At 38.8% G+C, this 26,608-nt stretch carries 19 protein-coding genes; 5 read left to right on the forward strand and 14 right to left on the reverse strand.

Going from position 1 to position 26,608, the window contains the following annotated elements:
* Window positions 1-88: 88 nt before the first annotated feature.
* The 10 genes from V7K60_RS26835 to V7K60_RS26880 form a co-directional block, all read right to left on the reverse strand.
* A complete protein-coding gene (locus V7K60_RS26835) occupies window positions 89-1,618 on the reverse strand; it encodes a glycosyltransferase family 39 protein (protein WP_334930018.1) in 1,530 nt (509 codons plus the stop codon).
* A 456-nt stretch (window positions 1,619-2,074) separates the two neighbouring features.
* Window positions 2,075-2,818 (reverse strand): WbqC family protein, encoded by a 744-nt coding sequence (locus V7K60_RS26840; RefSeq protein ID WP_334930020.1) that lies wholly within the window; start codon window positions 2,816-2,818, stop codon window positions 2,075-2,077.
* Window positions 2,819-2,989: 171 nt separating this feature from the next.
* Window positions 2,990-4,117, reverse strand: a complete 1,128-nt coding sequence (gene rffA / locus V7K60_RS26845; RefSeq protein WP_334930022.1) for a dTDP-4-amino-4,6-dideoxygalactose transaminase — start codon at window positions 4,115-4,117, stop codon at window positions 2,990-2,992.
* A 22-nt stretch (window positions 4,118-4,139) separates the two neighbouring features.
* On the reverse strand, window positions 4,140-4,970 hold the full coding sequence (locus tag V7K60_RS26850; protein ID WP_334930024.1) for a class I SAM-dependent methyltransferase: 831 nt from the start codon (window positions 4,968-4,970) through the stop codon (window positions 4,140-4,142).
* A gap of 183 nt (window positions 4,971-5,153) precedes the next feature.
* Window positions 5,154-5,420: an EamA family transporter gene (locus tag V7K60_RS26855; RefSeq protein WP_334930026.1), complete on the reverse strand. Its 267-nt coding sequence runs from the start codon at window positions 5,418-5,420 to the stop codon at window positions 5,154-5,156.
* A 196-nt stretch (window positions 5,421-5,616) separates the two neighbouring features.
* Window positions 5,617-6,597 carry a glycosyltransferase family 2 protein gene (locus tag V7K60_RS26860; RefSeq protein WP_334930028.1) on the reverse strand — a complete coding sequence of 327 codons (981 nt, stop codon included), beginning with the start codon at window positions 6,595-6,597 and terminating at the stop codon, window positions 5,617-5,619.
* Between the two features lie 49 nt (window positions 6,598-6,646).
* Window positions 6,647-7,033: a GtrA family protein gene (locus V7K60_RS26865; protein WP_334930030.1), complete on the reverse strand. Its 387-nt coding sequence runs from the start codon at window positions 7,031-7,033 to the stop codon at window positions 6,647-6,649.
* Between the two features lie 47 nt (window positions 7,034-7,080).
* On the reverse strand, window positions 7,081-9,267 hold the full coding sequence (locus tag V7K60_RS26870; RefSeq protein ID WP_334930032.1) for a hypothetical protein: 2,187 nt from the start codon (window positions 9,265-9,267) through the stop codon (window positions 7,081-7,083).
* A gap of 1,184 nt (window positions 9,268-10,451) precedes the next feature.
* Window positions 10,452-11,318, reverse strand: coding sequence for a calcium-binding protein (locus V7K60_RS26875; protein ID WP_334930034.1), 867 nt, complete (start codon window positions 11,316-11,318; stop codon window positions 10,452-10,454).
* 181 nt (window positions 11,319-11,499) lie between these two features.
* Window positions 11,500-12,759, reverse strand: coding sequence for a glycosyltransferase family 4 protein (locus tag V7K60_RS26880; RefSeq protein ID WP_334930036.1), 1,260 nt, complete (start codon window positions 12,757-12,759; stop codon window positions 11,500-11,502).
* Between the two features lie 151 nt (window positions 12,760-12,910).
* Between V7K60_RS26880 and V7K60_RS26885 the strand changes: the two genes are divergently transcribed.
* Window positions 12,911-13,645: a DUF429 domain-containing protein gene (locus V7K60_RS26885; RefSeq protein WP_334930038.1), complete on the forward strand. Its 735-nt coding sequence runs from the start codon at window positions 12,911-12,913 to the stop codon at window positions 13,643-13,645.
* Window positions 13,646-13,743: 98 nt separating this feature from the next.
* Here the strand turns inward: V7K60_RS26885 and V7K60_RS26890 are convergent, their stop codons facing one another.
* From V7K60_RS26890 to V7K60_RS26900, 3 genes are all read right to left on the reverse strand, one after another.
* Window positions 13,744-15,663 carry a beta strand repeat-containing protein gene (locus V7K60_RS26890; protein WP_334930040.1) on the reverse strand — a complete coding sequence of 640 codons (1,920 nt, stop codon included), beginning with the start codon at window positions 15,661-15,663 and terminating at the stop codon, window positions 13,744-13,746.
* Between the two features lie 975 nt (window positions 15,664-16,638).
* Entirely contained in the window at window positions 16,639-19,209 is a 2,571-nt protein-coding gene (gene glgP, locus V7K60_RS26895) for an alpha-glucan family phosphorylase (protein WP_334930042.1), read from the reverse strand.
* A gap of 687 nt (window positions 19,210-19,896) precedes the next feature.
* Window positions 19,897-20,220 carry a hypothetical protein gene (locus V7K60_RS26900; RefSeq protein ID WP_334930044.1) on the reverse strand — a complete coding sequence of 108 codons (324 nt, stop codon included), beginning with the start codon at window positions 20,218-20,220 and terminating at the stop codon, window positions 19,897-19,899.
* Window positions 20,221-20,842: 622 nt separating this feature from the next.
* On the opposite strand from V7K60_RS26900, the gene V7K60_RS26905 reads away from it, so the two are divergent.
* The 4 genes from V7K60_RS26905 to V7K60_RS26920 all read left to right on the forward strand — a co-directional run bounded on the left by V7K60_RS26905 (window position 20,843) and on the right by V7K60_RS26920 (window position 26,086).
* Window positions 20,843-20,971 carry a hypothetical protein gene (locus V7K60_RS26905; protein ID WP_256091202.1) on the forward strand — a complete coding sequence of 43 codons (129 nt, stop codon included), beginning with the start codon at window positions 20,843-20,845 and terminating at the stop codon, window positions 20,969-20,971.
* A gap of 662 nt (window positions 20,972-21,633) precedes the next feature.
* Entirely contained in the window at window positions 21,634-22,335 is a 702-nt protein-coding gene (locus tag V7K60_RS26910; protein WP_334930046.1) for an acyltransferase, read from the forward strand.
* 527 nt (window positions 22,336-22,862) lie between these two features.
* A complete protein-coding gene (locus tag V7K60_RS26915; RefSeq protein WP_041566417.1) occupies window positions 22,863-22,979 on the forward strand; it encodes a photosystem II reaction center protein I in 117 nt (38 codons plus the stop codon).
* A 197-nt stretch (window positions 22,980-23,176) separates the two neighbouring features.
* Window positions 23,177-26,086, forward strand: a complete 2,910-nt coding sequence (locus tag V7K60_RS26920; protein ID WP_334930047.1) for a DUF3769 domain-containing protein — start codon at window positions 23,177-23,179, stop codon at window positions 26,084-26,086.
* Window position 26,087: 1 nt separating this feature from the next.
* On the opposite strand, the gene V7K60_RS26925 is transcribed toward V7K60_RS26920, so the two are convergent.
* Complete coding sequence (locus V7K60_RS26925; RefSeq protein WP_334930048.1) at window positions 26,088-26,372, reverse strand: hypothetical protein; 285 nt, start codon at window positions 26,370-26,372, stop codon at window positions 26,088-26,090.
* Window positions 26,373-26,608 lie beyond the last annotated feature (236 nt).

The following is a 26,608-nucleotide window of genomic DNA, read 5'->3' on the forward strand; positions in this document are numbered from 1 at the left end:
ACCATTGTGCATCTGCTGAACATTACTCAGGTAGCTCGGTATTCTGCACTCTCTTTACTGCCTAAATAGCAAGATTTTTTCCAGGTAGCTAATTTTCAGATAAAACGCTTGTTAAGCCCATTCTATTAGCATCTTTCATCGGAACTAGTAAAATCCTATCTCGACCTGCCCAAACATTATAGTAGTTATAATTTACTTCACGAGGTCCTAACCATTTAAAAGTATTATGATGTGTGGATGGATAATCGTTTAATTTTATTGTTTCCATCAATGGACGAAGATCTTCATCACGATAAGCAAAAGTATCAGCTTCTGTTGGTTTAACTACGTTGGGCAACTTTTCAGATTGAAGAGTGTTATGGAGGCTTTTTGAAAGAGCAAACTTCTCATGAGGATGTGATTTAATATGTTGATAAATTAAAAAACTTAGGTCATTTCTCTTGCTATTACTAATACTTAAAGCAGAGTCGATAAGATTATAAGAATTTAGGGTTATTGTGGTAAGAATTAAAATAAGTACTAGAAAACGTGTCAATCTAGAATGGTTAAACATCTGTTCAATTCCATTGCCGATTAAAAAAGCAATTAACGGAAGTAAAAATAGATAGTTTCGCACTACAAAAATTACAGTTTTACTGGAAAAATAGTAAGTATAGAAAAGTATAACAACAGCAATAGTTATAGCCAAAGCTTGTCTTTTAGTTCTAAATAGATGAGTCAAGCCAACTAATGAAGTTAGCATCAGCAGAAATGAAAGCAAAGGTATATGAGAAATGAAGGCAAAACTAATGTATTCCCATAACAGAGCTGCAAATACCAAGGCTCCACCGTGAACATCATCTACAGTAACACCATAATAAAGACCGTCAGTAGAACTATAATGGATCATCTCATATCTTACATCTCCGATAAACTCTAATGGCTGCAAAATCACCCCAGGAGTAATAATGATAAAAGTTGCTAAAAACAAAATTAGTGATGTAATTGCTGTCTTGACAGGAAAGTTTTTTATTTTTAGAGGTTGAGATTTTGTCAACCAGGAAAAGAAAATAGTAGCAGGTAGTAATGCACCAGCAGTGTATTTTGTGGCAGTTGCAACACCAGCAGCTATAGCTGCGAAAGCGAGCCACCGAAGCCGATAAACAGAATTTTCAGATCTTGCTAGTGCCATCAACCAAAGCGCACAGAATTGAGCCATCACGGCATCAGGTGCTATCCATCTGGAATGATAGGCGAATTCCCATGAAAGTAACTGTATAGCTGTAGCTATTATTGCAGCAACTTTATTAGTTTTTGAAAGAGACAAGTATAACCATAAACCACTGCAACAAGATAATCCTAAAAATACAGGGCGAGTTACAAGCCTATAAATATCGAATGAAAGATGTGTATGTGAATTTAAGAATATATGTTGGAATGTGTCACATAAGACGTATGAAATTAAACTTAGCAAAAATATAAAGGACGGATAGTTATAATAAGCCTTCCCAAAATCAGCAAGTTCTGGATCATCAATACATGGAAGAATAATTCCTGACTTTAGAGAACACTTTGCAGTATCATAATGAATTATTTCGTCCCAGTGATATCCAAAATTTATTCCTATTATGCCAGTCACAAAAAACATACTCATCAATCCCAAAATTAACAGTATAGGGAAATATCTCCGAATACTTAAAAGTCTTGGTCTAAACCGAAAATAAGTTGAAGACATTTTCAAGCTCCATTCAAAAAAAGCTGTTTTTAAGGATAAAAAATTTGAGTTTTTAGACTCTTCTCTGGTAAGTTATACCAAGTTACCAAAGTTAGTATTGTTTGGAATCTAAGCAATGCTAGACTAGGTTTAAAGCAAATAATACTATGTATCACAACTTTGTATGATTATCTTTGTTGATATTTTGTAAACAAAGAAAAAAGCAATAATAATATTTAATTTTTGTGCTAGTTCACCTGCAAAACTTAATTTAGTACCTCGACTCTTGACTGAAAATAAAATTAATACAAGTGGTATATATTATCATAATCTGGACGGTCTTTTCCTCAAATAAATATCTCTATCTTAATTAATTAAGATTTAAACGACAATAATATTAGGAGTTTTACTTTTCAAAAAATGTCTAGCATCTTGCCCCATATTGGCAATCAGATCAAGCACTGAAACAGCACCAACAAAATCACCCCAAAGCTGTGGATAGGGGTCATAATCATAAGTTTTATATTCTAGGAAGATACCATGCTCACGGAACATATTTTCATCTAGATAGCCCTGAGCAGTTGGTCCTGATAGGTAAACTTTTGCTCCTAATTTCTGGAGTAAGTGAATTAATCTTTCAGTTTTCTTGCCAGAAATAATATAATCATGAGACATTACTATAGGAGTGCTAATTTGCAAGTAGGAGCAGATAAGTTTAATTAGCCGGATATTAAGTTGGCTAATTGTGATATCTTCTGCGGCAATTCCTGCTTCCCAAATCTGGATTATATCCATAAAAAAAGGCGCAGATCCCAAAGACTCGTAGAGCAAACGATAGTGAGTATCTTGCCAATGTTTATCTTTTGCGATTAAAACTTGATCGATTGTCAGCCCCATCTTGGTTATTACTGGAACTGTCAACCACTTAAGACTTGTCTTAGTCTTAACTTGATTGCGATTGCGCCAACTCCCCTTAGAGTATTGAACATCATCGTAGATCACAAATAAATCTACACTGTCAATAAAATCAAAATATCCTCTCCAAGGAATGTAACTGGATTGAATTATGCCTACACGCTTTGCTATAGTAGAGTTTTTATTGGCGTTTAAAGTTTGTTTTGTCATTGCCGTTTCAGCTCCGTATTGTCTCGTAATCTTTTTCAAAAATCAAAGTAGAAGCCTTTTCCATAGGTGAGTCTTATCGCTATGTTATAATGGGTTGGATTTAAATAAATTATACTTCTCATTTTTTTGACCTGAATACTTACAAACTATTAATGTAAAAATAATTAAGTTTTAATGACTTAGTATTTTATACACTATGTCAATGATTTCGGATACTTGATTCAGTCCAACCCACAGTGGTAGCCTGACTAAGCGATCGCTAAATAAATTAGTGATAGTCATAGAACCATAAGTACAACCATACTTTATCCCAGCTGGGGAACTATGCAAAGGAACATAATGGAAGACAGAATTTATACCAAAAATCTGCAATTTTTCAATCAAAGTATTACGGCTTTCGAGGTTTGGTAATAGTAAATAATACATGTGAGCATTATGCCGACATTCTATAGGGATGAGCGGACGACGCACCTTACCTTGAATTTCTAAATCGACAAAAGCTTGATGGTATTGCTGCCAGATATCCATTCTTTTCTGGGTGATAGTCTCTATTGCTTCCATTTGTGCCCACAGAAAAGCTGCATTGATCTCACTAGGTAAGTAGGATGAACCAATATCTACCCAAGTGTATTTGTCTATCAATCCTCGGAAAAACTGGTTGCGGTTAGTGCCTTTTTCCCAGACAATCTCACTGCGTTCAATTAATTCTGGATGGTTAACTAACAAGGCACCGCCTTCACCACAAATCAGATTCTTCGTTTCATGGAAGCTAACAGCTGCCAAATGTCCAATACTTCCTAGCGAGCGCCCTTTGTAAGTTGCATCTAGTCCTTGTGCTGCATCCTCAATAATTAATAACTGGTAATGTTGGGCAATTTTCATAATCTCGTCCATTTCACAGCCCACTCCAGCATAATGTACTGGTACTATCGCTTTTGTTTTGGAAGTGATTGCCGCCTCGATTTTAGATTCATCAATATTCAGCGTATCTGGACGAATATCGACAAATGTTGGGACACCGCCACGTAAAACGAAGGCATTAGCAGTAGATACAAAAGTATAGGACGGCATAATTACCTTATCTCCAGGCTGGATATCTGCAAGGATAGCTGCCATCTCTAATGCTGCTGTGCAAGAATGAGTTAATAGTGCCTTACAGCAACCAATTTTTAATTCTAACCAAGCATGACATTTTTTGGTAAAATCACCGTTTCCAGAAAGATGACCCTTAGTAATTGCTTGCTGAATATAGTCTATTTCTCGAGATGTAGCGAATGGTTTATTAAAAGGTATATTCATTGGATAAATTTCACAAATTATTTTATAACTTTTTAGCTACTAAGAGTAAAGAGCCTCCAAATGGAAGAGATATACCATGTCGTATCATTATGAATTCTAAATTTAAAATATTTTCCAGTAAGAAATTTAGAACACCACTAATTCTGAGTTCAGACATAACATCATAGTTTGGATTAGGTCGTCGCTGCCGCAAGCGAGATAGTAACATCAACGGTAGTAGTAATGATACAAAAGATGTCATTCTAACTACTGTAAATCCAACTCTATCCACCTTAGTTTTCAACTCTTGGGCACGATAACGACGTGCATGGTGAGCATTATCATCAGCTTGACTCCAGAGCCAAGGATGCTGCGGAACCGTCAATACAATACCCCCACCTTTTTGTGTAGCTCTATACATTTCAGCTAAGACTGTTTTATCTTCTTGAATATGTTCTAGTACATCAAAAGCACCAATTACATAAAATTCATCCTTAAAAGGAATTTTGCGGGCATCCATCTGAAACAACTCACTTCTGCATAGTCGTTGGTTTGCAAAGCCTAAACCTGTGGTGAAAATTTCACTACCATACAAAGTAAGTTCAGGAAAGGCTTTCTCTATTCCTGAGAGAACAAATCCCGTTCCACAGCCGATTTCTAGGAATGTTGTGGCTTGAGGAAAGTAGCGTTGTAATGCCCAAATTATCAAACGGTTACGGGAACGGAACCAAAAGTTTTTTGCTTCAAGAGTAGCAAGTTGGGCAAAAAATTTAGGGTCGAAACTGTCAATCGTTTCTGCAAGTTTAGGTGCAAATGACAGATATTCGTCAATTAACTTTGGCTTATGAGAACAAGAGGGGCAAGTCCAACTCATACTATCAAACCTATAGCCACAGACACAGCAAATTTTCATTCCAACCTTTGATATATGTAATTTTTTTCTTGGTAATCTTTTGCTTAATTTATTAAAGATTATTGGAGAGTTTATTTAGATGTAGCGAAGACTTATTAAAAGGTATGTTCATTAGGTAAATTCTAAGAATTATCTTATAAATTTTTAGTTATATCGAGTACCGATAATTAAACCAGCGATAATTAATCCCAAACTTATAGTTTTTGATATTGTGATCGCTTCCTTGAAAAGGATAGAACTCAGAAAAATTACCAAAATAAATGTCAAACTCATAAATGGGTAGGCATAACTAAGAGTAAATTTAGTTAAAGCAGCCATCCATGAAAGAGAAGCTAAAAAAGCAGCAATAAAAGCACTCAATATCCAAGGGTTGATTAGTAAACGCAAAAAAAAATATATTTTTCCAATCATTTCACTTGGAATTGCTGCCGACAGATTGATCTGCCATTTTATAATAATTTGTCCATAAACCGTAAATAATATCGTAAGAAGTATATACAAATGATACATCATAATTATTTAACTTGCCTCTTTTAAGTAATTCAACAGTGGAAAGTAACTGATAACATCAAACAACTATTTACTCAAGTATTGCGCTCATAACAATCTAGATATGTAAATTACTAGTAATTTCTGTACTATTCACATAATCATTTGATGTTGATAGTCCGTATGTAAAATTTCTAATTAAGTAAAGAGGTCTTCTTTTAGTCTCATTAAAAGTTTTATTTAAATAAACACCGATGATTCCTAAAACAGCAATAATAATTCCACAGAGAAAATACAAAGAAACAATCAGGCTACTCCAACCTGTAACCGTCGAACCGTAAAATAATGCGTGAATAAAAATATAAATACCGTATGTGAAAGCCAGAAAAGATATTAGAAAACCAAGCTTTATTGATAATCTGAGAGGTTTATCAGAATAAGCAATTACAATTTCGCTTGCCAGTTTCCACAGCTTACCAAAAGTGTATGTACTTTTTCCCGTCAGACGACTATCATGTTGAACGTCAATACTAGCAGTAGCAAAACCCATCCAGTCTATTAGACCACCAAAAATTCTTAGTTGTTCACGTATGAGACAAAAACTGTGTACAACTTTCCTAGAAATAATACGAAAGTTTCCAACTTGCCCATCGTAATTAATATCTGCTAGATAGTTGAAAATTTTATAGAATAGCCAGGAAGTAAAGCGTTTAAGAATAGGGTCTTTCCGCTTACCTCTTCTAGCCATTACTACATCGTAGCCTTCTTGTGCTTTAGCATATAAACGAGGAATTTCTTCAGGACGATCCTGCAAGTCACAGTCCATAACTACAACCCACTCTGCATTACAGTGATCTAAGCCAGCTGTAATACCATAGTGTTGACCAAAGTTGCGACTCAATTGAATCCCTTTAATTCGCGGATCTTTTTTAGCTAATTCTACTATGATTTCCCAGGAGCGATCGCCTCCACAATCCTCAACTAAAATTATCTCAAAGTCTTCAGTAATAATTTCAAGAGAGGCCTTTAACCTTTGATAAAGCTCATGTAGACAACCTTCAGCTTTATAGACAGGAATGACAACAGAAATATAAGCCAATGTTAAATCCTCCGTAATTTTTAATTTTTGCAGACGCTATATTGAGCATTCACATTTTTCTTGGTTGAGATTTGGGAAAAACAAATATTTTATTTAATGTATATGCTCCTAATGCGAGAGAAAGTAAAATTAAAGTTTCTGCTAAAAAAATATTAATTTTGTAAGCTATTAATTGTTTTAGTAACAATATTTGTAGGAAGTAGATAATAGCATAAACTCCTATAAATTTAAAAATTAGAGTGTTATTTTTATTTTTAAAAACGATGACTCCGGTAGTTTTAAAGTTAAACAATGTCCCACATATAGTTGATATGAGAGCTGCATTTTTATAGGAGAATTTTAGCAAAATTAACAAAGCAAATATTGAGTAACCAAAAAGTGTATTAATACCCCCTACTATCAGAAACTTTACAAATCTTTTGGAAGGATAACGCATAAGCTTAATTCAATAAAAACTCATCATTTCCATATATTTTTTCCTCGTTAACGATTGATTTTCCAGATAGTTACCTTTTCAGATGAAACTGGAATAGTTTGATTAGAGCTTTCCCAAATAAGCTGTATACAGGCTGGGTCATTTACCAGTAAGGGATGAGTTGAATACTCGATAAGATTAGTCGCTGGAGTTGCTATCAGGAGTCGGCAAAATTCCTCTGATTGAGATGTTGCCCATAAGTCTTTAATAACTTGCTCTCGATTCTCCGAGGGAAATTTTTTCAATATTAGCTCGCTTATATCGTCATAATCCTTTTGTAGATAAGTTGCCCTCCCGGTAATACTGGTTAATACAAAATTTCGGTCTTTTAGATACTTATCCGTTAAAGTTACAGAATTTTGTGGCGTATTGTCATGAATGTAAGTAAGAGCCATTCGTTCATTAGCATTTACTGTGGCTGCCTCAGAATACAGCGAAGTCATTAAAATACTAGGTCTAGCAAGCTGTTGAGCAGCCAGATTTATTACGACAAAAGCGACTACTAAACTAATCTGCGTTGGTCTAGTTAAGGATATATGAGGCTGCAAAAACTGGTAAACCTGATAAAGTCCAGGAATCATTAATAAAAATGGATACCATCTTATTAGCCCAAGTAGTTCTCCCGCAAGTGGGAAATCATTATAATCACTCAATTTTAGACACGTTGCACCTAGAGTTGACACAACTGTCATCCACACAATCAAGCTCCTAAAAAGGAGAAATTCTTGACGTGCTGGTTGGCAAAACAGGTAAATGCTAGTGATAATGAGCAAAGGAATACCTATCATGCTCAAGGCAACATAAGTACATATAGATAGTATTTGCCAGACCCATTTAAATACTGTCGAATTACGAATAAAACCGCTTAATAAGTCATGAATTTTTGTAGAAAATGGCCATTCATTAATAAACCTATACGGCCATTCTTGAGGATTACTTAAACTATTCAAGCCTAAGCTTAAACTCGTAGTAGAACTTAGATAAATAGGAGATTGCATTTCCAAATAAATTAGTAAACTTAAAGCTACAGCAAGACCAGCAGCAACAAGGTATACTCTTTGACTAGTGCGTTTCCAGCCGTAGGCTACCAGTAACACAAAACCTGGCAGCATTGGCAAAAATACATGAATCCGAAAACGGCTTGTTGCTACTACCATGATTGCGGTAATAATCAGAACTATATCAACAGGTTGTTTTCTATAACAACGAATAGAAATTAGCAAAACCCCCAAAAGAATTCCATAAGCGACTAATATTCCACTATACATTTGTGGTGAAATTAAAATAGCTGGCTCTATTCCACTAGAAACATGGGGAAACAAAGTAAAATAACCAAATTCAAACTCGGTTGCCATCAAAGGTGGATATGAGATAGCTGTAATATACATTGTTGCTGTTGCTAGATATCCGGCGACCTTACTGCTGGTCAATATTTTGACGATGCTGTACAGTGCCAGACACATCCCAATTGCGATAATGATGTTATGATAAATAATTTGTACCCGCAACATATCCGTCTGACCTGTGAACCGCGAGAGCAACACGGTTGTGAGATGAGGAAACATGTGATATGGAGAATCAGGTATTCCTGCTCTGTTAAATTGTTGTAAAGGTGGTACGTGTCTAGCCAATTCGTAGGCTAAACTTATAAAGTAATGATAATCAACATCTAGTGGCGATTTATAAGTATTAGTTGTGGGGTTATACTCCCAGGTTCTTTGGTAGGGAATATTGACTACTAAACTCGCTGCAATTAATAAAATGAGTACCCAATCAAACTGCCTCCAGCTAAGGTGGTTAATATGAATATTCAACCAAAATTTTTTACGAATTAAATAAATTATCAACCCAAGAAAAATTACAATTATTCCAATATAAAACAATAGCTCAAGATTGAATACAGTTAAAGCAAAATAAATAAAAGTTGTCAGTGAATAACTGGCGATCGCACTGAATGTAAAACGGACTATAGGCTCTTGTACTTGTCGCTTTAACAATAAATAGGACAAAGCACCCAGAGGTATCCAAAGTAAAATTATTCCTACAAAAAAGCGCAGGAACTCAACGATCTTCCATTCAGTTTCTGCAAAATAATAACCTATTGCAATTAGAGTAATAGTAGCGGTAGTAATAGTTATAAAACTTGATTTATTTTTAATGCTTACAATCATATAATCTTCTTCTTTTAAATTCAATGCAGTATCAATAAATGCTTCACAAGCATCATCAATTTAAAGCACTATTGGTGATTCCTAAAAAACACCATTTTTACTTCCTCAGTGCTAAATTTAAATTTTTCCGAAGGATGGCAAGGTTTTTAGTACCTCTTAATGCTTAACAATAATGCTGACCTATACAATTTAGCAAGCCAGTATTAATAGAGAATTCTTATCAATAAGATGAAAAACTATCAATCTTAAAATTTTTTAAAAATTTCTAACTTTTGATAGATGTTAAAGTAGCAATTAAGATAGTGATAAGTGAGAGAATAGACAAAAAAGTATAGAGTATCACAATCATGAACCAAGGTTACACTATGTGCAACTTTCTCTCAAATCTAACCCCCAACCCCTTCCCTGGTAGGAAAGGGGAGCAAAAATCAAAGCCTCTTAGGAGTGGGGGAGAGGTTTAGAGAGGGATTTTAAGAATAAGTCGCATATCGCGTAAGGTTATTATTCTCCACAGTTGTTAATTTAATGAGCCTTGTCGTCTGTAAAGTCTATCCATCAGTATATGCAGTCCACCAAGCATATCTTTACTAGTTTAGTTTTTTCGCATCTACTTACTTAACCCTCTTTCATCACTCTCTCCAGAGAGATTCTGAAAACCTTGTGGGGAATGTCATCTATCTAAATATATACTTAAAATAAGTTTATCTGATGAAATATACTTTTTAGATAGTAAATTACTATAAATAGGCTATTGCTAAAGCTATTTATTCTTGATATTGTCATCAATAATAAATGAAAATTAGTTGCAATAACTTAGATATTTTTTTTTATTTATCTAAATATAAGTCACTATTTTTTTCTTGTCATAGTGATAGCGAGAGCATCTGTGTATTAGGGTTGTATCTAAACTGATCACAAATAAATGCTGAACTAATTAAAAGTCAACAAAAAAATCAATGCTTTGGAAATATTACCTGTTACTCTTAATCATGTCTTAGCCTTGGAAAATTTACTCTTTATCACAAATATCCATTTGAGTCCTTGTTGATTGCTCAGAGTAATATTGAATATGCTATTTTAGTCACTTACGATCTTAATGATTACCAAGTATCAAGTTAAGCTAGCTTGGTAATTGGTTTGACAAAAAATACTCTAGCCGTTTGCAATTGAGTTAACGATAATCATTCAGCCAAACTCTTAAATTCGATTTACCTATCTGCCAAACCCACCTGTCCTCCAATTAGCCCCAGAAATCCAGTTCCAAAGTGCTGAATCTCCAAAAAGCTTGCTTGCTCTGACGAGGTTTTGTAAATTTTGAATGTTTTCATAATTCCTAAAGTGGCAGCACTTTCTAGAGGCCCAACAAAACTAATATCTCGGTCAAGAAAATAGGTTTGATTAGCCCAGTGAGCCATTTGATTTGCATTTAAAAAGTAGCAGCCTGCGTGAGGATTGAGGGCACGACGAAAGGTAATTGGTGCATTCATAATTGCACCATTGAGTTCCTGTTGCTCCTGCACATTTTGAAAAGGAGCAGTTACTCGTAAAGCCAAATTTCCATCAATATAAGCTTTGTTAACCAAACCGTAGAGAGAGACTTCATAACGATTTGGCTGGAGCAAATTTAAATCACCTGCTTGTTGGGTAAACCAGTTTAATTTTATAAAAAACCAAGGATCATGGATAATTAAGTCATCTTCAAGAAAGCAGTAATAATCATACTGGCCGAGACAACTTTGCAGAACAGCTTGGCACTCAAACCCTAAAAGTAAAGGTTCTGCATTGGTAGAATGATGCCTATATATATGAGATGGTAAAGAAAGCTGATTGAGAAGATGATTATCTTGAGTTGTACAAATAACAATATCTAGTTCGTGAGACTGCAGCTGATTAGCAGGAAAAGCTACTCGTTGAGCAATGTTGATAATACTTTGAGATTTGCCAAATAATTGGTGTAAAGCGGTAATACTTTTAGTTAATGCCTCCAAACGGGGTTGTAGGTCTTTGCGTTGGGAAGCATGACGACCTTCATTGCTAGGTTTGAAAAAATGGGCAATAGTAAAAATAATTCGCATTTTCAATATCACTTCTGTATTTATTTGTCATTTGTCATTTGTCATTTGTCATTAGTTATTGAGCAATAACTAATAATTAATATATTTATTACGAAAGCGTTATTTTCAGCTTTTTATTCACACTTTTGTGTGAAAGTAAAAATATTTATGCAAGTGACCAATGACCAATGACAAATGTTATCTAATTTCTGCCAAATCCTTTATAACTTGGACGCTTTTTCAAACTGTCAGAATTTTTCCCAGCGAACATCCATTGCAAATGCTGTGGTAACAGTTTCGCCAAATCATAACGCTTCAGAATTGTCTCTCGTGCATTCGCACGAATTGCTTTCATTGCTTGAGGATGATTCAGCGCCTCTTCAACCCGATTAGCAATATTCTGGGGAGAAAAGAAATCTACCAGCAGTCCATTCACTCCATCCTGTACAACCTCTAAGACTGGCGGAGTTTTAGAAGCTATTAGTAAACATCCTGCTGCCATTACTTCTAACATTGACCAGGATAATACAAAAGGACGGGTTAAATAAACATGGGCAGAAGAAGCTTGCAAAACCTGAAGGTACTCATTGTAAGGAAGTCTATCTGTAAAGTGCAGCCTCGATAAATCCAGAGATAATTTTTCTAGCATTAATTGTTTATAAGTCTGGCCATCGGGCAGATTTTTACCATAAGCAACCCGATCTTCTCCCACAACTACTACATGGCACTTAGGTCGTTGCTGCTGAATTAACGCTACCGTTTCCATAAACTGCGGAAAACCTCTATAAGGTTCCATTCCCCGTCCCACATAAGTTACCAACTCTTCCACATGAGAAAGATCCAGATTTATTCTTGGTAAAACTAACTTTGCACCTGGTTTGGGAACAAAATATTTGGTATCAATACCATCATGAATTACAGTGAGTTTGCTATGATATTCTTTGGGAAACTGCTGACGCTGCCAATTAGTTGGAGAAAGACCGCGATCGCAGCTATATAAATCAGTTAAAATAGGTGCATTTTTCACGCGGATACGGCATTCATCATCAACATTCAGCGGATCGTTAGGATCAAAATCTGCATCTGAACCGTGAGCATGGTAAAACCACTCGAAATAACACAATAATTCTGCTTTGGGGAAAACATCTTTCATAAATAAAGTTGGCCCCCAACCAGAATGACCATAAACTATATTTGGAACGAAACCCTCAGCCTTTAATTTTTCTGCCACGCGATAGACAGCCTGTGCTGTGATAACAGCATTTTCCAGGTTGCGAACGTAGTGGTGAGTTTGAGGTGCCGCTTCACGAGAAGGAGTATAAATAGCTTTAAAAACGCCAGGTATTTCCCCTTCCCGACGATTTGTCCCAAAGACGACTTGACAATTAGGATCTTTACCTAAAGCTGTCGCTAAGTTGCGAAATTGTGAGGGAAAATTGGGATGTAAAAATAAAATTTTCATTGGAATAATCTTGATTAACTTATTGCCAGATAAAGTAAATTAAGACAAACTGCTTAAGATTATAAGATTATTTATCACAACTTTTAGCAAGTAAATTTAGGTAAATGGTTGCCCGAAAATGCGAAAATAATCGCAAATTCGTGTTATAACCATGAAATTTATTGGCATTGATTTAGGCTGGCGATCACAACCAAGCGGATTGTGCTGTTTAGAATGGATAGATGGACAACTACAATTACTCGATCTAGACCGCAAAGATGCTATTGCAGACATCCTTATCTGGATCGATCAAAGCGTACAAGCAGACGAACCAGCCATTATTGCCGTAGATGCACCTACCCTTATACCCAACGCTAACGGGAGTCGCCTCCCCGATAAACTCAGCCACAAATACTTTGGTAAATATCATGCAGGATGCTACCCAGCTAATCAAAACCTACCCTTCGCAGAGCGCACCATCAATTTTGGTTTAGAATTGGAATCACGCGGTTTTGCACACGCCCCCACCATTGAACCGCAAAAACTCAGCAGATATCAAATAGAAGTCTTTCCCCACCCAGCAATTGTTAACCTATTTAACTTAGAACGCATCCTCAAATATAAAAAAGGACGCCTTAATGGGCGCCGTCTAGAACTAATTAAACTCCAAAATTATCTTCTCGATATCCTCCCCTATTTCTCTCCTCCTCTGCGCCTCTCTTGCCTCTGCGGTTTGTTTACTTCCGAAATCCCCACCACAGGCGCAGCCCTCAAAGCAACTGAAGATAAACTAGATAGCCTAATTTGCGCTTATGTTGCTGCATACTGGTGGTATTGGGGAGAACAACGTAATTTGGTACTTGGCGATCGCACCACTGGCTACATTGTCATCCCTCAAAGAATTTGAGCAAAGGCTTCGTGTATGCTGCTTTAGAGTCCTTGCTGATGCTAAAAATAGCATTCCGCAAACCGTATTGCCTGGTAATGGCAGAGCGCTAATCAGGATTAAAACACCACAAAATTGTTATTGGTTAGTGACAATCCAGCAGATAGTTGTGCAAATTGTACCTGAGTAAACCCAGATGCACTACCATCTTGGTCAAAGAACAATGCACCTGTAGCGCTGTTGTAAATAAATCGTTCTTCACTAGTGGTTGCAGATGTTCCGATTGTAAACTGACTTGCTGAAAGTGAACCTATTGATAAGCGATTTCCAAACCCATAAACTGCTAGCTGAATCAATTCATCAGTAGCGTTGAAGTCATAAATAGTATCAACACCTTTGCCGTAATTATAGATAGTAAAGGTATCAGTACCGTTCCCACCTATCAGGGTGTCATTACCACTATAGTAGCCCCCAGAGAGCGTATCGTTGCCACTACTCCCCACAATGTTGTCATCGTAAGCTGTACCTCTGATATCTAATCGTTCGATATTTTTGTAGATAACCAGATTCGTGCCTGCTGTAATTGATCCAATGTTAGTAGTAGCATTGAATGTCGAAGTGATTCTTTCGCCAACATAGGTGTCATCGGAATAGGCGTAATCGAAAGACAATAAATCATCACCTTTACCCCCATCGATCGTATCTTTGCCAGAAACGCCCAGATTGTTCTGATCGTAGGCACTACCGCCCCCAGAGATGCCCCCAGAGAAGGTATCGTTGCCATCGCCTCCAAAGAGTAAATTATTGCCTTTTGAGTTGTTAACATTCAAGTAATCATTACCGCTATCACCGTTGAGAATGTTATTACCTGTTGTATAACTAATATCCAAGGTATCGTTACCAGCATCACCATTGAGAGTGTTATTACCTGTTGTATAATTAGCATCCAAGATATCGTCATCAGCACCACCATTGAGGGTGTTATTGCCTGTGCCATAAAATCTACTAAAAATAAATGGGTCATAGTGGACGCCAGAAACGGAGAGATAATCGTTACCAGCGCCACCAGAAAGCAGATTATTACCTGTTGAATAATTAGCATTCAAGGTATCGTCACCAATATCACCGTTGAGAGTGTTATTCCCTGTTGAATAACTAGCGTCCAAGGTATCGTTACCAACACCACCGTTGAGGGTATTATTGCCAAAGGTAGGATTGCCAAATGCAATTGAGCCTCCTCGTTGCTCGTGGTAGTCACCAGAAACGGAGAGATAATCATTTCCATCGCCACCAGAGATCAGGTTATTGTCCTCACCATCGATGAGAGTGTCATTGCCCACACCACCAATGAGAGTATCATTCCCGGCACCACCTCTCAAAAGGTCATTGCCACTCAAGCCGTCAATTTTGTCATTACCCCCCTGACTATTGATCACATCATTAGAGTTGTCAAAACCTGTAATATTGTTATTGAGGTCATTCAAAAAAGTAACAGTGTTCTTATTGAACAGGTTAGCTTGACTGGAATTTGCATCAAACACATCAAAACTGTCAATGACACTAGTTTGCCCATCAAACAGGATATTACCCAAGTCTACAGTGGCTCCAGTAGATTTACTGAGGTTATCCAGGTTTTCCAAGGCAAAGTTTTGCAGGATGACTTTAGGCTTAACCTCATCATCAAAGTGGTTAAAGTAGTTTGCAAAGGTAATTTCCAGATTGTTGCCATTCTGGGTTAGCAGCATATTTTGGGCAGTTAAGCCATCGCCCTGGAAATTTAGAGTATCTACTTCAGCAATGACTGCTGCTGCTGGGTTTGTTCCTTTACCTACACCACCAAAATCGGTGATGATATCATTGGTGGCGTCGTAATAATAGTAATAAACAAATTCATCATTGCCACCGCCACCAGTTAGGGTGCCGTTGCCACCGGCACCATTTAGGGTGTCGTTGCCTGCTTTACCATTAATTATGTCTGGGTAAGAACTAGAATTACCCATTAGAGCATCATTACCGTTGGTTCCAATGATATTTGCCATAACTTTTATCTACCTAAATCTAGCTTTTCAGTAACTTCAGTTCTCAACATGGAGTTTATTGCTATTTTGGGGCACAAAAATTAACCAATGTTTTAAGTTTTTGCCATAGTTGTACCTCACCCTTAAGTAACACTAATGTTTCTTAAAGATTCATCCAAAGAATGGCTTTCATGTGACACTATCTAATCTATCTGAAAACTATCTAAGCCTTAAGCACTGTACAAACTAATAAGCGTGTGTATTCAAGATAATCGGTCATTTTAGGTAGGCTAAATTAATTATTTTTGTTCAGTAAAAATCAGTGGACAAGGATAATTAAAAAATCTCACAATTGAATGCCTAAAATTTATATTTGGTATTTGGTTTCTTGCCAGTGTCTAAGTCTTACTAGAAGAGAAAATATTTAATTTTCGCTCAGAAAAAAGATTTTTATAACCTCCTTGTAAGCAATTTTATGTATATGTCTATCTTGAGAATAGAGAACATCTAAATAATCCCAAATTTACTATATACTACTGTATTTACTTAGATATTTTTGCTTCAAGATGCATCTTTGCATATTCTTCACATTATTTGCTGATAAATTTACGTAAAAATATTTTGTTTGTATACTATTAGTCCTTTGATAGTCAATCTTATTGAAGGCTATTACAGATTGATATAACGTTTATAAACCAAGAAATCTGCGATCGCAGACATTAGTACTTCTGGCTGCAAAGCGCAGATCAAAGCTTAAGAAGCTGACTTTTAAAAAAGTAAAAATATAATCCCCATAAATAAATTTAGAGGCTTCAAACCATTTTATTTTTTTTCTTTTGCCTTGTTCAGTGATTATCCCAGTCAAATCACATTTTCCTTATAACTCCTCATCATTCTAGCAATAATTATTTTTGAGGCATGACTGCATCACACAATAAAAGGCGTTGCTAAACTTAAATTAGCAACGCCTCGTTTTGAGTATTCAATAACTACTCACTACTCTGATTCTGCCCAAGCAATTAACCTTGGTTCATAAGGATTAGCCAGATTTTTATTTTTCGGCAATACACGCAAAGACAAACCTTGCAAACCAGAAGCGGTATAGGTGATATTACCCGTGTAAATACTCAATTGTTGTCCATCTTCCCCTTGGTAATCCATCACCACTGGCACAGCGTTGACAATCTCACCATTGGCATCGATCGCACCTTGATATAACTCCACCTGCACATCATTATTGGTCAAAGTTGCCAAGTCAACCTTGGCTTTGACAGCAACGGTTTGGTTAACCTCAATGTCTGAAGCTGCTGATACGTCAATATCTTTGATTTTGATGTTGAACCAGTGTTCGCCCAGTTTTTCTTTCCAAGCGGCTAGTTCTTTGGCTGGGGCATAGTTATCAACAGTCAGGGTATGATAGCGATCGCTAGCCGGGAAATAAGCCCTTTGGGCATATTCTCCTACCATCCGCGCTGTATTAAAGAAGGGACAATTCAATCGAATTGCATCCTTCATTTTGGCAACCCACGGACGGGGCAAACCATCAGTATCCCGGTGATCATAAAATAGCGGTACAACTTCCTTCTCTAACAACTCGTAGAGAGCATTTGCTTCTACTTCATCTTGGTAGTTAGGATCGTCGTAATTCTCTCCATGTCCAATCGCCCAGCCTGTGCGGACGTAATCAGCTTCATCCCACCAGCCATCTAGCACACTTAAATTTGGCAATCCATTCATTGCGGCTTTCATGCCACTAGTACCAGAGGCTTCCCGTGGACGACGCGGTGTATTTAACCAGATATCGCAACCCGCAACCATTAACCGGGAGATGTGAATGTCGTAATTGGGAACAAACACTACCTGTTTTTCTAAATGCTGTTCGCGGATAAAGTGATTGATCTCACGGATGAGTTCTTTACCGGGAATATCTTTGGGATGTGCCTTCCCAGCAATCACAAATTGTACTTTCCGGTCTTTGTTAGCCAGCAGAAGCCGCTTAATGCGATCCAAATCGCGCATCCAGAGGGTAGCGCGTTTGTAGGTGGCAAAGCGACGGGCAAAGCCAATGGTGAAAGCGTAAGGATCTAAAACTTCTTGAGCTTGGACAATTTCGGAGGCAGAAGCACCACGATCGGTCAAATGCTTAACTAAATGCTCCCGCACATACAAAATCATATCTAAGCGGCAGCGCTCATGATTGCGCCACAATTCTTCATCAGGTATGGCGTCCATCCGCTCCCACAATGGGCTATCTGGTGGTGCTGATGACCAATTTGGGCCAAGGTAGCGATCGTACAATTCTTGAGTCGATTTTGCCACACAACTCCGAGCATGGACACCGTTAGTAATTGCGGCGATCGGTACTTCTTCTACTGGTACATTCTTCCACAAGCCTTGGAACATTTGCCGTGACACCACACCGTGGAGTTGTGCGACACCGTTAGAAAATGTTGCCATTTTCAGCGCCAGCACCGCCATACTGAAAGGCCCAGATAAATCGCCTGTATTTTCACGCCCCAGTCCTAAAAATTGCTCTTTGGGCAACCCAAATATCTCTGCATAGTACCCCAAGTAGTACAACATTTTTTCGGGAGCGAACAAATCAATCCCTGCTGGTACTGGCGTGTGGGTGGTAAAGATATTGCTGGAAGCCACCACCTGTTTAGCTTGGACATAATTCAGTCCCTCTTCCTGAATCAGCAAGCGGATGCGTTCTAGGGCAGAGAAGGCAGCATGGCCTTCATTCATGTGGTAAGCGGTAACTTTCAGCCCCAAGGCTTTGAGCATTTGCACACCACCGATCCCCAGCATGATTTCCTGGTGGATACGCATATCGATGTCGCCACCGTACAGCTGATCTGTGATGTCGTGGTCGTAAGTGTTGTTCGGTTCAATGTTAGTGTCCAGCAGATACAAGGGAACTGTTCCTACTTGTACGCGCCAAACTCTGGCATATACCTTGCGTCCGGGATAATCTACCGCAATCCGCAGTTCTGAACCATCAACATTGCGCTCTAGATGCAAGGGCATATTATAGAAATCGTTGAGCAGGTAGCGTTCCTGCTGCCAACCATCGGCATTGAGATACTGGGCAAAGTAGCCTTGCTGATAGAGCAAACCTACTCCGACAAGCGGTAGCCCCAAGTCACTGGCAGATTTGAGGTGATCCCCCGCCAGAACGCCCAAACCTCCAGAATAAACGGGCAAACAATCTACAAGTCCAAATTCTGCTGAAAAATAGGCGTAGCATTCTTTGGGTTTCTGCTCCCGTTGTTTCTGATACCAGGTGCGCTCTTGCAAATAATCGTCTAACTGACGGTCAGCTCGATCCATTTGCGCTAAAAAGCCTTCATCTTCGACAACTTCCAGAAGCCGCGATTGAGAGATTGTACCCAACATTAACACTGGGTTATGATGGCTAGACTCCCACAGGTCAGAGTCTAAGCGACGAAATAAATCTTTAGTATCAACGTTCCAGTCCCAGTGCAAGTTATATGCCAGCCGCCGTAGTGGTTCGAGTCGCGGCGGTAGTGAAGGGGATACGTTAAATGTGCGAATTGGCTGCATAGGTTGGCAAAACTCCAAGTTTAGCTATGGTTATTGTTTACTCTCTTTACCAATGTTGCCAATTCTTTATACTGTACTTTGTGAAAAAGCGATGACTTTGTTAAGCATTGAGAATTATTTTTAACCTCGTTGCTAAAGTTTACACCAAGGTGTTTCTAATTCTATGCCTGACTCTGAGCCATGTACTTGGTATATTAAAATTTAATCATTGACTGGTATGTATCACTTAAAAAAAATTTAGTTTTGAATAAATAATTTATATTTATTTTAGTATTGCTTGCGGGGATCAATTCGAGATTCTTGGCTGAGGGTAAAAATTCCCCATAGCTGTGTCCAGTAGAGTGAAATTTTTTAATTATTTTTTAATAAAATTGCGCTGTGAAAGAAGGCAATCCCGATGAAACGAGTTTCAAAAGCCTTGGATGAAATTCTTCTAAAGACTGGGATTTTTACTCAGCACTGGCTCAACGCCCTGCTATCCATATACAGCACTGGCTCAACGCCCCGCTATTTATGTACAGCACTTTCAAGCTAGGAGGCAGAAGGGAAACCCCATAAATAATCGGATGAAAGCCCTACCAAGCAGTTAATCAAGAAAAGGATCTTGCAGTTTTTGCTAGCCTACGCTAACTACTTGGTATGAAATATTTGCACTAAATCAGGAAAATAACTTATAACAGTGTTATTTTATGCACCTAGTGAAGGCTGATCTTTAGTATTTTTTGTCATTGTCAGAGCTACAGCTGCTGCATAAGCGAGTTCTGCTGCCATTTGATAAGCAAGTTTGATACTCGATGAAGTGTCCTTAGCTTTAGCAGAGGGGAAAGCTTTTTTGCGGCGCAACTCTTGTTTTACATCACCTGCTGCAATAGCTCGCTGTAAAATGATCCAGGCATCTAGGTCTTCTGAGTCATAACTACTTTGAAGTTGCGATCGCAGTTGATCTTCGGCTACAACACTCAGATAGCCGATAGTTAGAGCTTCTTGTACAATTTCTTTAATTAAAGCCATAATTTGAACCAAGTGTGTGAGTTAAAACCAATACCTCAATTTGGGAAATTAGATGTTTTTTTGTAGATTTATCCTCGAAACTAAGCTACGTTTTAGATTTCTTTAAATAAAATTTATAACGAGTAGTACCAAGCACACATCACCCTCTTGGCTCACCCGAATGGGTGATTTACAATATTTTAGATAGTAAGTATGTGGACAAAAGGAATATTTTGAGTTAATTTGGCTTTTTAACGAAGAAGGTGTCACAAGTATAGTAGATATCATCCTAAGTTGAACGCCCAATCATAAAATTACTTTTACCAGCAACGATATAAATATACACAAAAATGCCAATAACCGCTGACAGCATTTTTAAAATCTCCCTCCTCAATGGATTTTATCTAAGTGTATAAAAATATTTAAAAGTAGCGTAGGCTAGCAAGAACCGTAGGCATCGCTCTAGTAAAAAAGTTAACTTATTTCCACCATTATCATCACCAAGAAACCTGGAAATAAACTTATTTCATGAGAGTGTTCCACTAAAAATAAAATGTGTTATCGTTAAAAACAATTGTTATTAAAAACCATTCATGTCATTACAAACGTGAATTGGCTAGTCTGTAAATCATCCGTGTGCAACATGATTGGAGCAGCATACTCTAGAAATTCGTTGCAAGAAAGCCGTCATAGCAGTCGGGGAAGCGCTTACTTGTTTGCACCGATGGTTAACTTCAATGTGATGGCTGATGTGGGAGATAATCCACCTTAATTGGATTTTATTTGGGCAAAAATACCCAGAAAAATCCAACAATAATTACATTGTTATGCTAGGCAGAAATTTTATCTAAACTTTGAATATAGTCTAGTTAAATGTATTTTTTGTTGCAAAATAGCTTGTGAAACTGAATTGTTTCAAAAGACTAAAACCGCTTGAGAGGATATAGCCTCAAAACAAACAACACTATCCTATTTGCTTTAGGAGTGCTGTTAGCGGTAGCAAGCTTTTCAAATTTGCCAGAGAACCAAAACAGTAGTCTATCTAAACCAGCAAATTTTCCATCAGACAATTTAAGAGTCTGAGTTTTGACCCAGCAATGCACCGAAATTGTTTTGTTAATTGATTTTGTGAAAAAGAAGCCAAAGTTTTATGTGCATATAGTACAAAAGCTGCTAGCGACTTAACACAATTGTGCATATTACTTGAGTAATTCTACACACCTAGCCTCAAGAATTGCTTGCATAGTCAAAGCTAGACTCTGGTTTTTCAAATATTGGAAAACCATCTAAAAATCTTGGGGAATTTTGGTGATCCTGCTACTTTAGGTCATGTATTAATACACACATCGGCTATTGGTATTGGCAGAAGATTAGGATACAGCCAAAACAACTTTAAACACTGCCAACAACAATTGATTAAAGAGATATGTAGCCATGCAGAACGAGCAATATTTTTCCAAATTGCAGCGCGTGCAAGAACTTTTAGTAACTACAGCATTAGGAGATATTCCGACACTTCTTCTCGGCCCAAAGTTGCGTAATTTAGGATATCGTAGTATTTTTGCCCAAATAGACAGCCCAGTGTATATTCAAAATGGTGTTGAATTTAACGGTACTTGTTGTATTGAGATCGGCGCAGGAGTATATATTTTCAAGGGTGTACGAATGGATGCGAGAGGACACAAAAATAATAGAATTCATCTAGGAGATAGAGTTGCGATTGAGCGTAACGTTGATATCGGGTCTTTAGAAGATACGTATATACATATTGATGAAGACACCTTCATTGCTCCCAACGTGTGTATTGAGGGGCCAGGAGACATTAAAATTGGTAAACACTGCATGATTGCTGCCCATTCAGGGATATATGCCAATAATCATAATTTTGCCAAGCCGATGGAGCTGATTAAATACCAAGGTGTTACTCGCAAGGGAATTGTGATTGAGGATGATTGTTGGCTAGGACATGGAGTAACCGTATTAGATGGCGTTACTATTGGCAAAGGCAGTGTTATTGGTGCGGGAGCAGTTGTTAATAGAGATATTCCTGCTTTTTCTGTTGCTGTCGGCATACCTGCACGAGTAATCAAAAACCGAATTGGCAAAGATATAGCAAAGCTTCAAGTTGAGAAATAGGGCATGGGGCATTGGGCATCTCTTCGGCTTTGCTCAGGGCAAGTGGGCATTGGGCAGAGGGGAAAAACTTACTGCAACTTCTCCTTTGCTCCCCCGGTTACTGAGCGCAGTCGTTGGCGCAGCCTCTCCAAGAGTTGTATGATCCCTTGCTTCCTCGTCTCCCACTGCCCATTCCTTACTCAGCACTGGCTCAACCCTAGCTATCCGCTAACAGCACTCAGCACTGCTGAAAGGCATGGAGAATAGTAACTATCCCCTGTAAGCTGTTGCCTTTTTTGGGAAACCTTTGCCATCAGTCAACGTCACAAGGGTAAACGTCTCTGAGTTACTTTCTTAAGGGCATCTACAAGTCAGACAACTGACATCTTGTACATTATCAATAACCGTAGGGTAAACATTGCTAGTCCTGAGTCCCCAGAGTCTTCTAAAAAAGGGACGAGATTTGGGTAATATAAAGTAGCTATCTTTTCTGCATTGCAGATACTGAAAGAAAAGCTTTCTTTGTTTTACCCGTTGGAGATATTTCTATGCTGACTTTAAAAATCGCTGTTTATATTGTTGTTGCCTTCTTCGTAACTATCTTCATCTTCGGATTTTTGTCGAACGATCCAGCTCGTAACCCCGGCCGTCGGGACTTAGAGTAAAAGGGCGATAAATCATCCGCGACTTTGGAAGGCGGAAAATACTAAACGCCACGGAAACTTACTAAGCGAAAATTTAGTAAGTTTCTTTCTCCAAGTAGCTTGCTGTAGGTAGCAGAAGGCGACAGTCGGAAGGCAAAATGTATGTTTAATCCTTCCCTTTGTCATTTGGCTGTTTGTTAGCCCGATTTTGCTCACTTATGCTTCATCCAGTTCTGCCACCCAATCCACCTCCTATCGTTGAATCTTTACAATCTGTAAATCCCGCCTCATCTGCTAGTCATACAAAGTTTCTTTCAGGTGTAGATACTGGAATATACGAAAAGACAGAGAAATCCAAGCAGCCCAAGAATTTGGCTCAGTTGGCAATTTCGGGTAACACCAAGAGCGATCCTTTATTGTCAACTCCAATCAGCTCAACTCAAGATGACTTGGTAGTTGCTGAAACTTATTCTGCAGCTCATTCACCAGAAACCTTTCCACCAGAAAGTTCCCCACTCCCCGGTTCTGCAACTGCTGGGCTTTTGGGGCAGCCGCTGGTTGTTAGTTATCCCATGCAAGAGGTTACAACCTCTAATCGCCAAGTTAAAGAAGACACAAAGACAAGTCCCAGTGTCGAACCCCGCCACTCGGAACTTCTTTTGATGTCGGCACTGCGGAAACGGGAGATGCAAAGAGAAGCCGCAGCCTTGCAAAGAAAAGTCGGAGCGGAGGCTTCAGACCAAGACGCAAAAGATGAACCTTTTCAAAAACTCAGTCAGCGATGTCTGACGACAAGCCGCTTTGCGTCTACGCTAAATCCAAATTCTAATGGTGGAGAAAAACCAACCTTTTTGGACTCTTCTAGCTTTAGCTATAAAGTTTCTCCAAGTCCCCTTGTCGCCCAATCTCCGCGCCCTCTTCAAATTGCCCCAACTGTCACAAACAGCAACAAGTTAGGCAAATCCAAAGCAGAAATTTTAGCTGAGAAGTTAATCCAGCAAAAACAGCAACGTGATATTACTACACAACAGTCTTTAAAACAAGACAATATCTCTGTATCTGCTGCCGATCTAGCACCGAGTTCTCAATCAGTACAAAATTTCATCACATTCAAGTCTCGTAAGCCCACAAACCAAGTCTCAGTACCCATCACTGTAGAATTTAAGTCTCAAGTCCAGCAACAAAGCCAAGTACCAACGCCTACACCACAGGTAAATACCACTCAGCCACAAGCTCAACCATCTGGTACAACTGCGCCAGCTACCACACCGCCAGATGGACAAAGAATTGTAGAAGTCACTTCAGATCGGCAAGAGTATGACGAGAAACAGCGAATTATTACAGCTGTAGGTAATGTAATCGTGCGATTTGATGGGGCGGTGGTGGATGCCGATCGCTTACAAGTTAATTTGGACAACTTGATCGCTGCGGGTGAAGGCAACGTCACCTTAACACGGGGCGATCAGATACTGCGTGGACAACGCTTTACCTATAACTTCGTTCAAGATCGTGGGGAACTGGAAAATGGTAGAGGAGAAATTTACGTACCCTCAGCACAAACAGATTTTGCTTTTTCACCCACGGCTGTAAGTGCTGGGGGAGTTTCAAAACGTCCGCCCAGCGATCGCATTAGAGCCAATCAACCTGTTTCCGGTGTGAGTAGCCCTGGAGGAATTGATGTGACATTTGGTGGTCAGTCAGATGCTAGCAACATCCCGCCACCGAAAGCAGGGGGTGCAGTCAATCGGCTCAGGTTTGAAGCTGAACAAATTGACTTTTATCCGCAAGGCTGGCAAGCAAGCAATGTCCGCATCACCAACGATCCTTTTTCGCCCCCTGAATTAGAATTACGCGCAGATAAAGTAACTTTAACGCGAGAATCACCCTTGGTAGACCGCATTAGGACACAGCGACAGCGTTTGGTATTGGATCAAACAATCTCTTTACCAATTCCGCTGAATGAGCGTACTATTGACCGCAGAGAGCGGGACGTTACACCTGCAATAGTCTCCCCCGGCTACGATGGAGAAGATCGGGGTGGTTTGTATATTGAGCGTGGCTTTCCAGTAATCGATACAGAGCAGACACGCTGGACGATCACGCCCCAGTTATTATTACAAAGAGCTGTGCAAGAAGGCACGGGTGACTTAGGCGCATTGTTTGGTGTGAAGACCAAGATAAATTCTGTGTTGAGTCCACGGAGGATAATTCAGGGAACTGCGGAGTTAACTAGTTTTAACTTGAACAACGTGGAAGAAAATTTGCGAGTGAATTTAGGATTGCGCCAGACATTAGGGACTTCTCTTCCCCACATATTGAATGTGCAATACAACTACCGCGATCGTCTCTACAACGGTACTCTGGGTTTTCAAACTGTCCAGAGCAGTTTTGGCGGCATTATTACCTCTCCGGTGATTCCTTTAGGAAAAAGTGGCATCAACCTCAACTACCAGGCAAGTGCCCAGTATATTGATGCCAACACCGATCGCCAAGACTTGCTAGAACCAGTGCGGGAAAACGATCGCATTTCACTTGGTCGTTTACAAGGCAGTGCTACCCTCAGTAGAGGGCTGTTGCTGTGGCAGGGAAAACCATTACCACCTACTCCCACTGAGGGATTACGATACACGGCTACCCCTGTAGTTCCTTACTTGCAAGCGATCTCTAGCCTCACAGGCACTACCAGTTATTACACCAATGGTGATAATCAAAGCACCCTAACTGCTACAATCGGCTTACAAGGGCAAATTGGTCATTTTTCTCGACCTTTTTTCGACTATACCGCCTTTAATATTAGTTACTCTCAAGGCTTAAACAGCGGATTATCACCCTTTTTGTTTGATCGCTCTGTTGATAACAAAGTGTTGAGTGCTGGGATATCACAGCAAATTTACGGCCCTTTTCGCTTAGGCTTTCAAACATCTGTTAACTTGGATACTGGTAAAGAAACTAGCACCGATTACATTTTAGAATATAGCCGTCGCACCTATGGCATCACCTTACGTTACAATCCGGTGCTGGAGTTAGGCGGCTTCAGCATCCGAATTAGTGATTTTAACTGGGGTGGTGGCACCGATCCATTTTCACAAGTTAAGCCAGTAGTAAACGGCGTGCAACAGGATTATTAGTCTAAGGACTGGGGACGACTCGACAGGCGATCGCACAATTGGTTGATGCCCCACCAGGTATTCTCAAGCTGGCATAGTCGCCGCTTAGTTGAACGCGTGATGGTGGTTGATGTAGGGTTACACAGCATCTGTGAACTGCGGCTTGGTATTCTCGCCATTGCCTACGGATTGCAATACTTGCGGCATCATCACCTAAGTCGGAAAATCTTAGCCCCGCTCGCATCAGCCAAGATTCCACGTCAGTTGTTTCACCAACTATTTCTGGAACAGGATTAATTTTTTTCATGAGTAATATCTTATACGTATATTTCCAATTACTCATTTCACTTTAAAAGAAAGTATCAATACTAGCCAATATCATTTTTTATCAAAATCATCAAAAAAAATGATTCATACCTGAATTTGAATACTCAGGTATGAAAGAGTGACAGGACTTACGCAACTGTCACAAGCGAGGGCGCGGCGCAGCCGTGCCAAGCGCCAAACAACTAGACAATAAACATAGGAATATCCGGACGTTTT

The organism is Nostoc sp., assembly GCF_036917555.1.
Lineage (GTDB): Bacteria > Cyanobacteriota > Cyanobacteriia > Cyanobacteriales > Nostocaceae > Nostoc.

What these genes read in the sequence shown, in the direction of transcription:
- glgP (WP_334930042.1), bottom strand. Translation starts at nt 19,209, where the DNA reads ATGCAGCCAATTCGCACATTTAACGTATCCCCTTCACTACCGCCGCGA.
- V7K60_RS26840 (WP_334930020.1), bottom strand. Translation starts at nt 2,818, where the DNA reads ATGACAAAACAAACTTTAAACGCCAATAAAAACTCTACTATAGCAAAG.
- V7K60_RS26875 (WP_334930034.1), bottom strand. Translation starts at nt 11,318, where the DNA reads ATGCGAATTATTTTTACTATTGCCCATTTTTTCAAACCTAGCAATGAA.
- V7K60_RS26905 (WP_256091202.1), top strand. Translation starts at nt 20,843, where the DNA reads ATGATTGGAGCAGCATACTCTAGAAATTCGTTGCAAGAAAGCCGTCAT.
- V7K60_RS26885 (WP_334930038.1), top strand. Translation starts at nt 12,911, where the DNA reads ATGAAATTTATTGGCATTGATTTAGGCTGGCGATCACAACCAAGCGGA.
- V7K60_RS26910 (WP_334930046.1), top strand. Translation starts at nt 21,634, where the DNA reads ATGCAGAACGAGCAATATTTTTCCAAATTGCAGCGCGTGCAAGAACTT.
- V7K60_RS26880 (WP_334930036.1), bottom strand. Translation starts at nt 12,759, where the DNA reads ATGAAAATTTTATTTTTACATCCCAATTTTCCCTCACAATTTCGCAAC.
- V7K60_RS26915 (WP_041566417.1), top strand. Translation starts at nt 22,863, where the DNA reads ATGCTGACTTTAAAAATCGCTGTTTATATTGTTGTTGCCTTCTTCGTA.
- V7K60_RS26855 (WP_334930026.1), bottom strand. Translation starts at nt 5,420, where the DNA reads ATGATTGGAAAAATATATTTTTTTTTGCGTTTACTAATCAACCCTTGG.
- V7K60_RS26865 (WP_334930030.1), bottom strand. Translation starts at nt 7,033, where the DNA reads ATGCGTTATCCTTCCAAAAGATTTGTAAAGTTTCTGATAGTAGGGGGT.
- V7K60_RS26920 (WP_334930047.1), top strand. Translation starts at nt 23,177, where the DNA reads ATGCTTCATCCAGTTCTGCCACCCAATCCACCTCCTATCGTTGAATCT.
- rffA (WP_334930022.1), bottom strand. Translation starts at nt 4,117, where the DNA reads ATGAATATACCTTTTAATAAACCATTCGCTACATCTCGAGAAATAGAC.
- V7K60_RS26925 (WP_334930048.1), bottom strand. Translation starts at nt 26,372, where the DNA reads ATGAAAAAAATTAATCCTGTTCCAGAAATAGTTGGTGAAACAACTGAC.
- V7K60_RS26900 (WP_334930044.1), bottom strand. Translation starts at nt 20,220, where the DNA reads ATGGCTTTAATTAAAGAAATTGTACAAGAAGCTCTAACTATCGGCTAT.
- V7K60_RS26890 (WP_334930040.1), bottom strand. Translation starts at nt 15,663, where the DNA reads ATGGCAAATATCATTGGAACCAACGGTAATGATGCTCTAATGGGTAAT.
- V7K60_RS26850 (WP_334930024.1), bottom strand. Translation starts at nt 4,970, where the DNA reads ATGAGTTGGACTTGCCCCTCTTGTTCTCATAAGCCAAAGTTAATTGAC.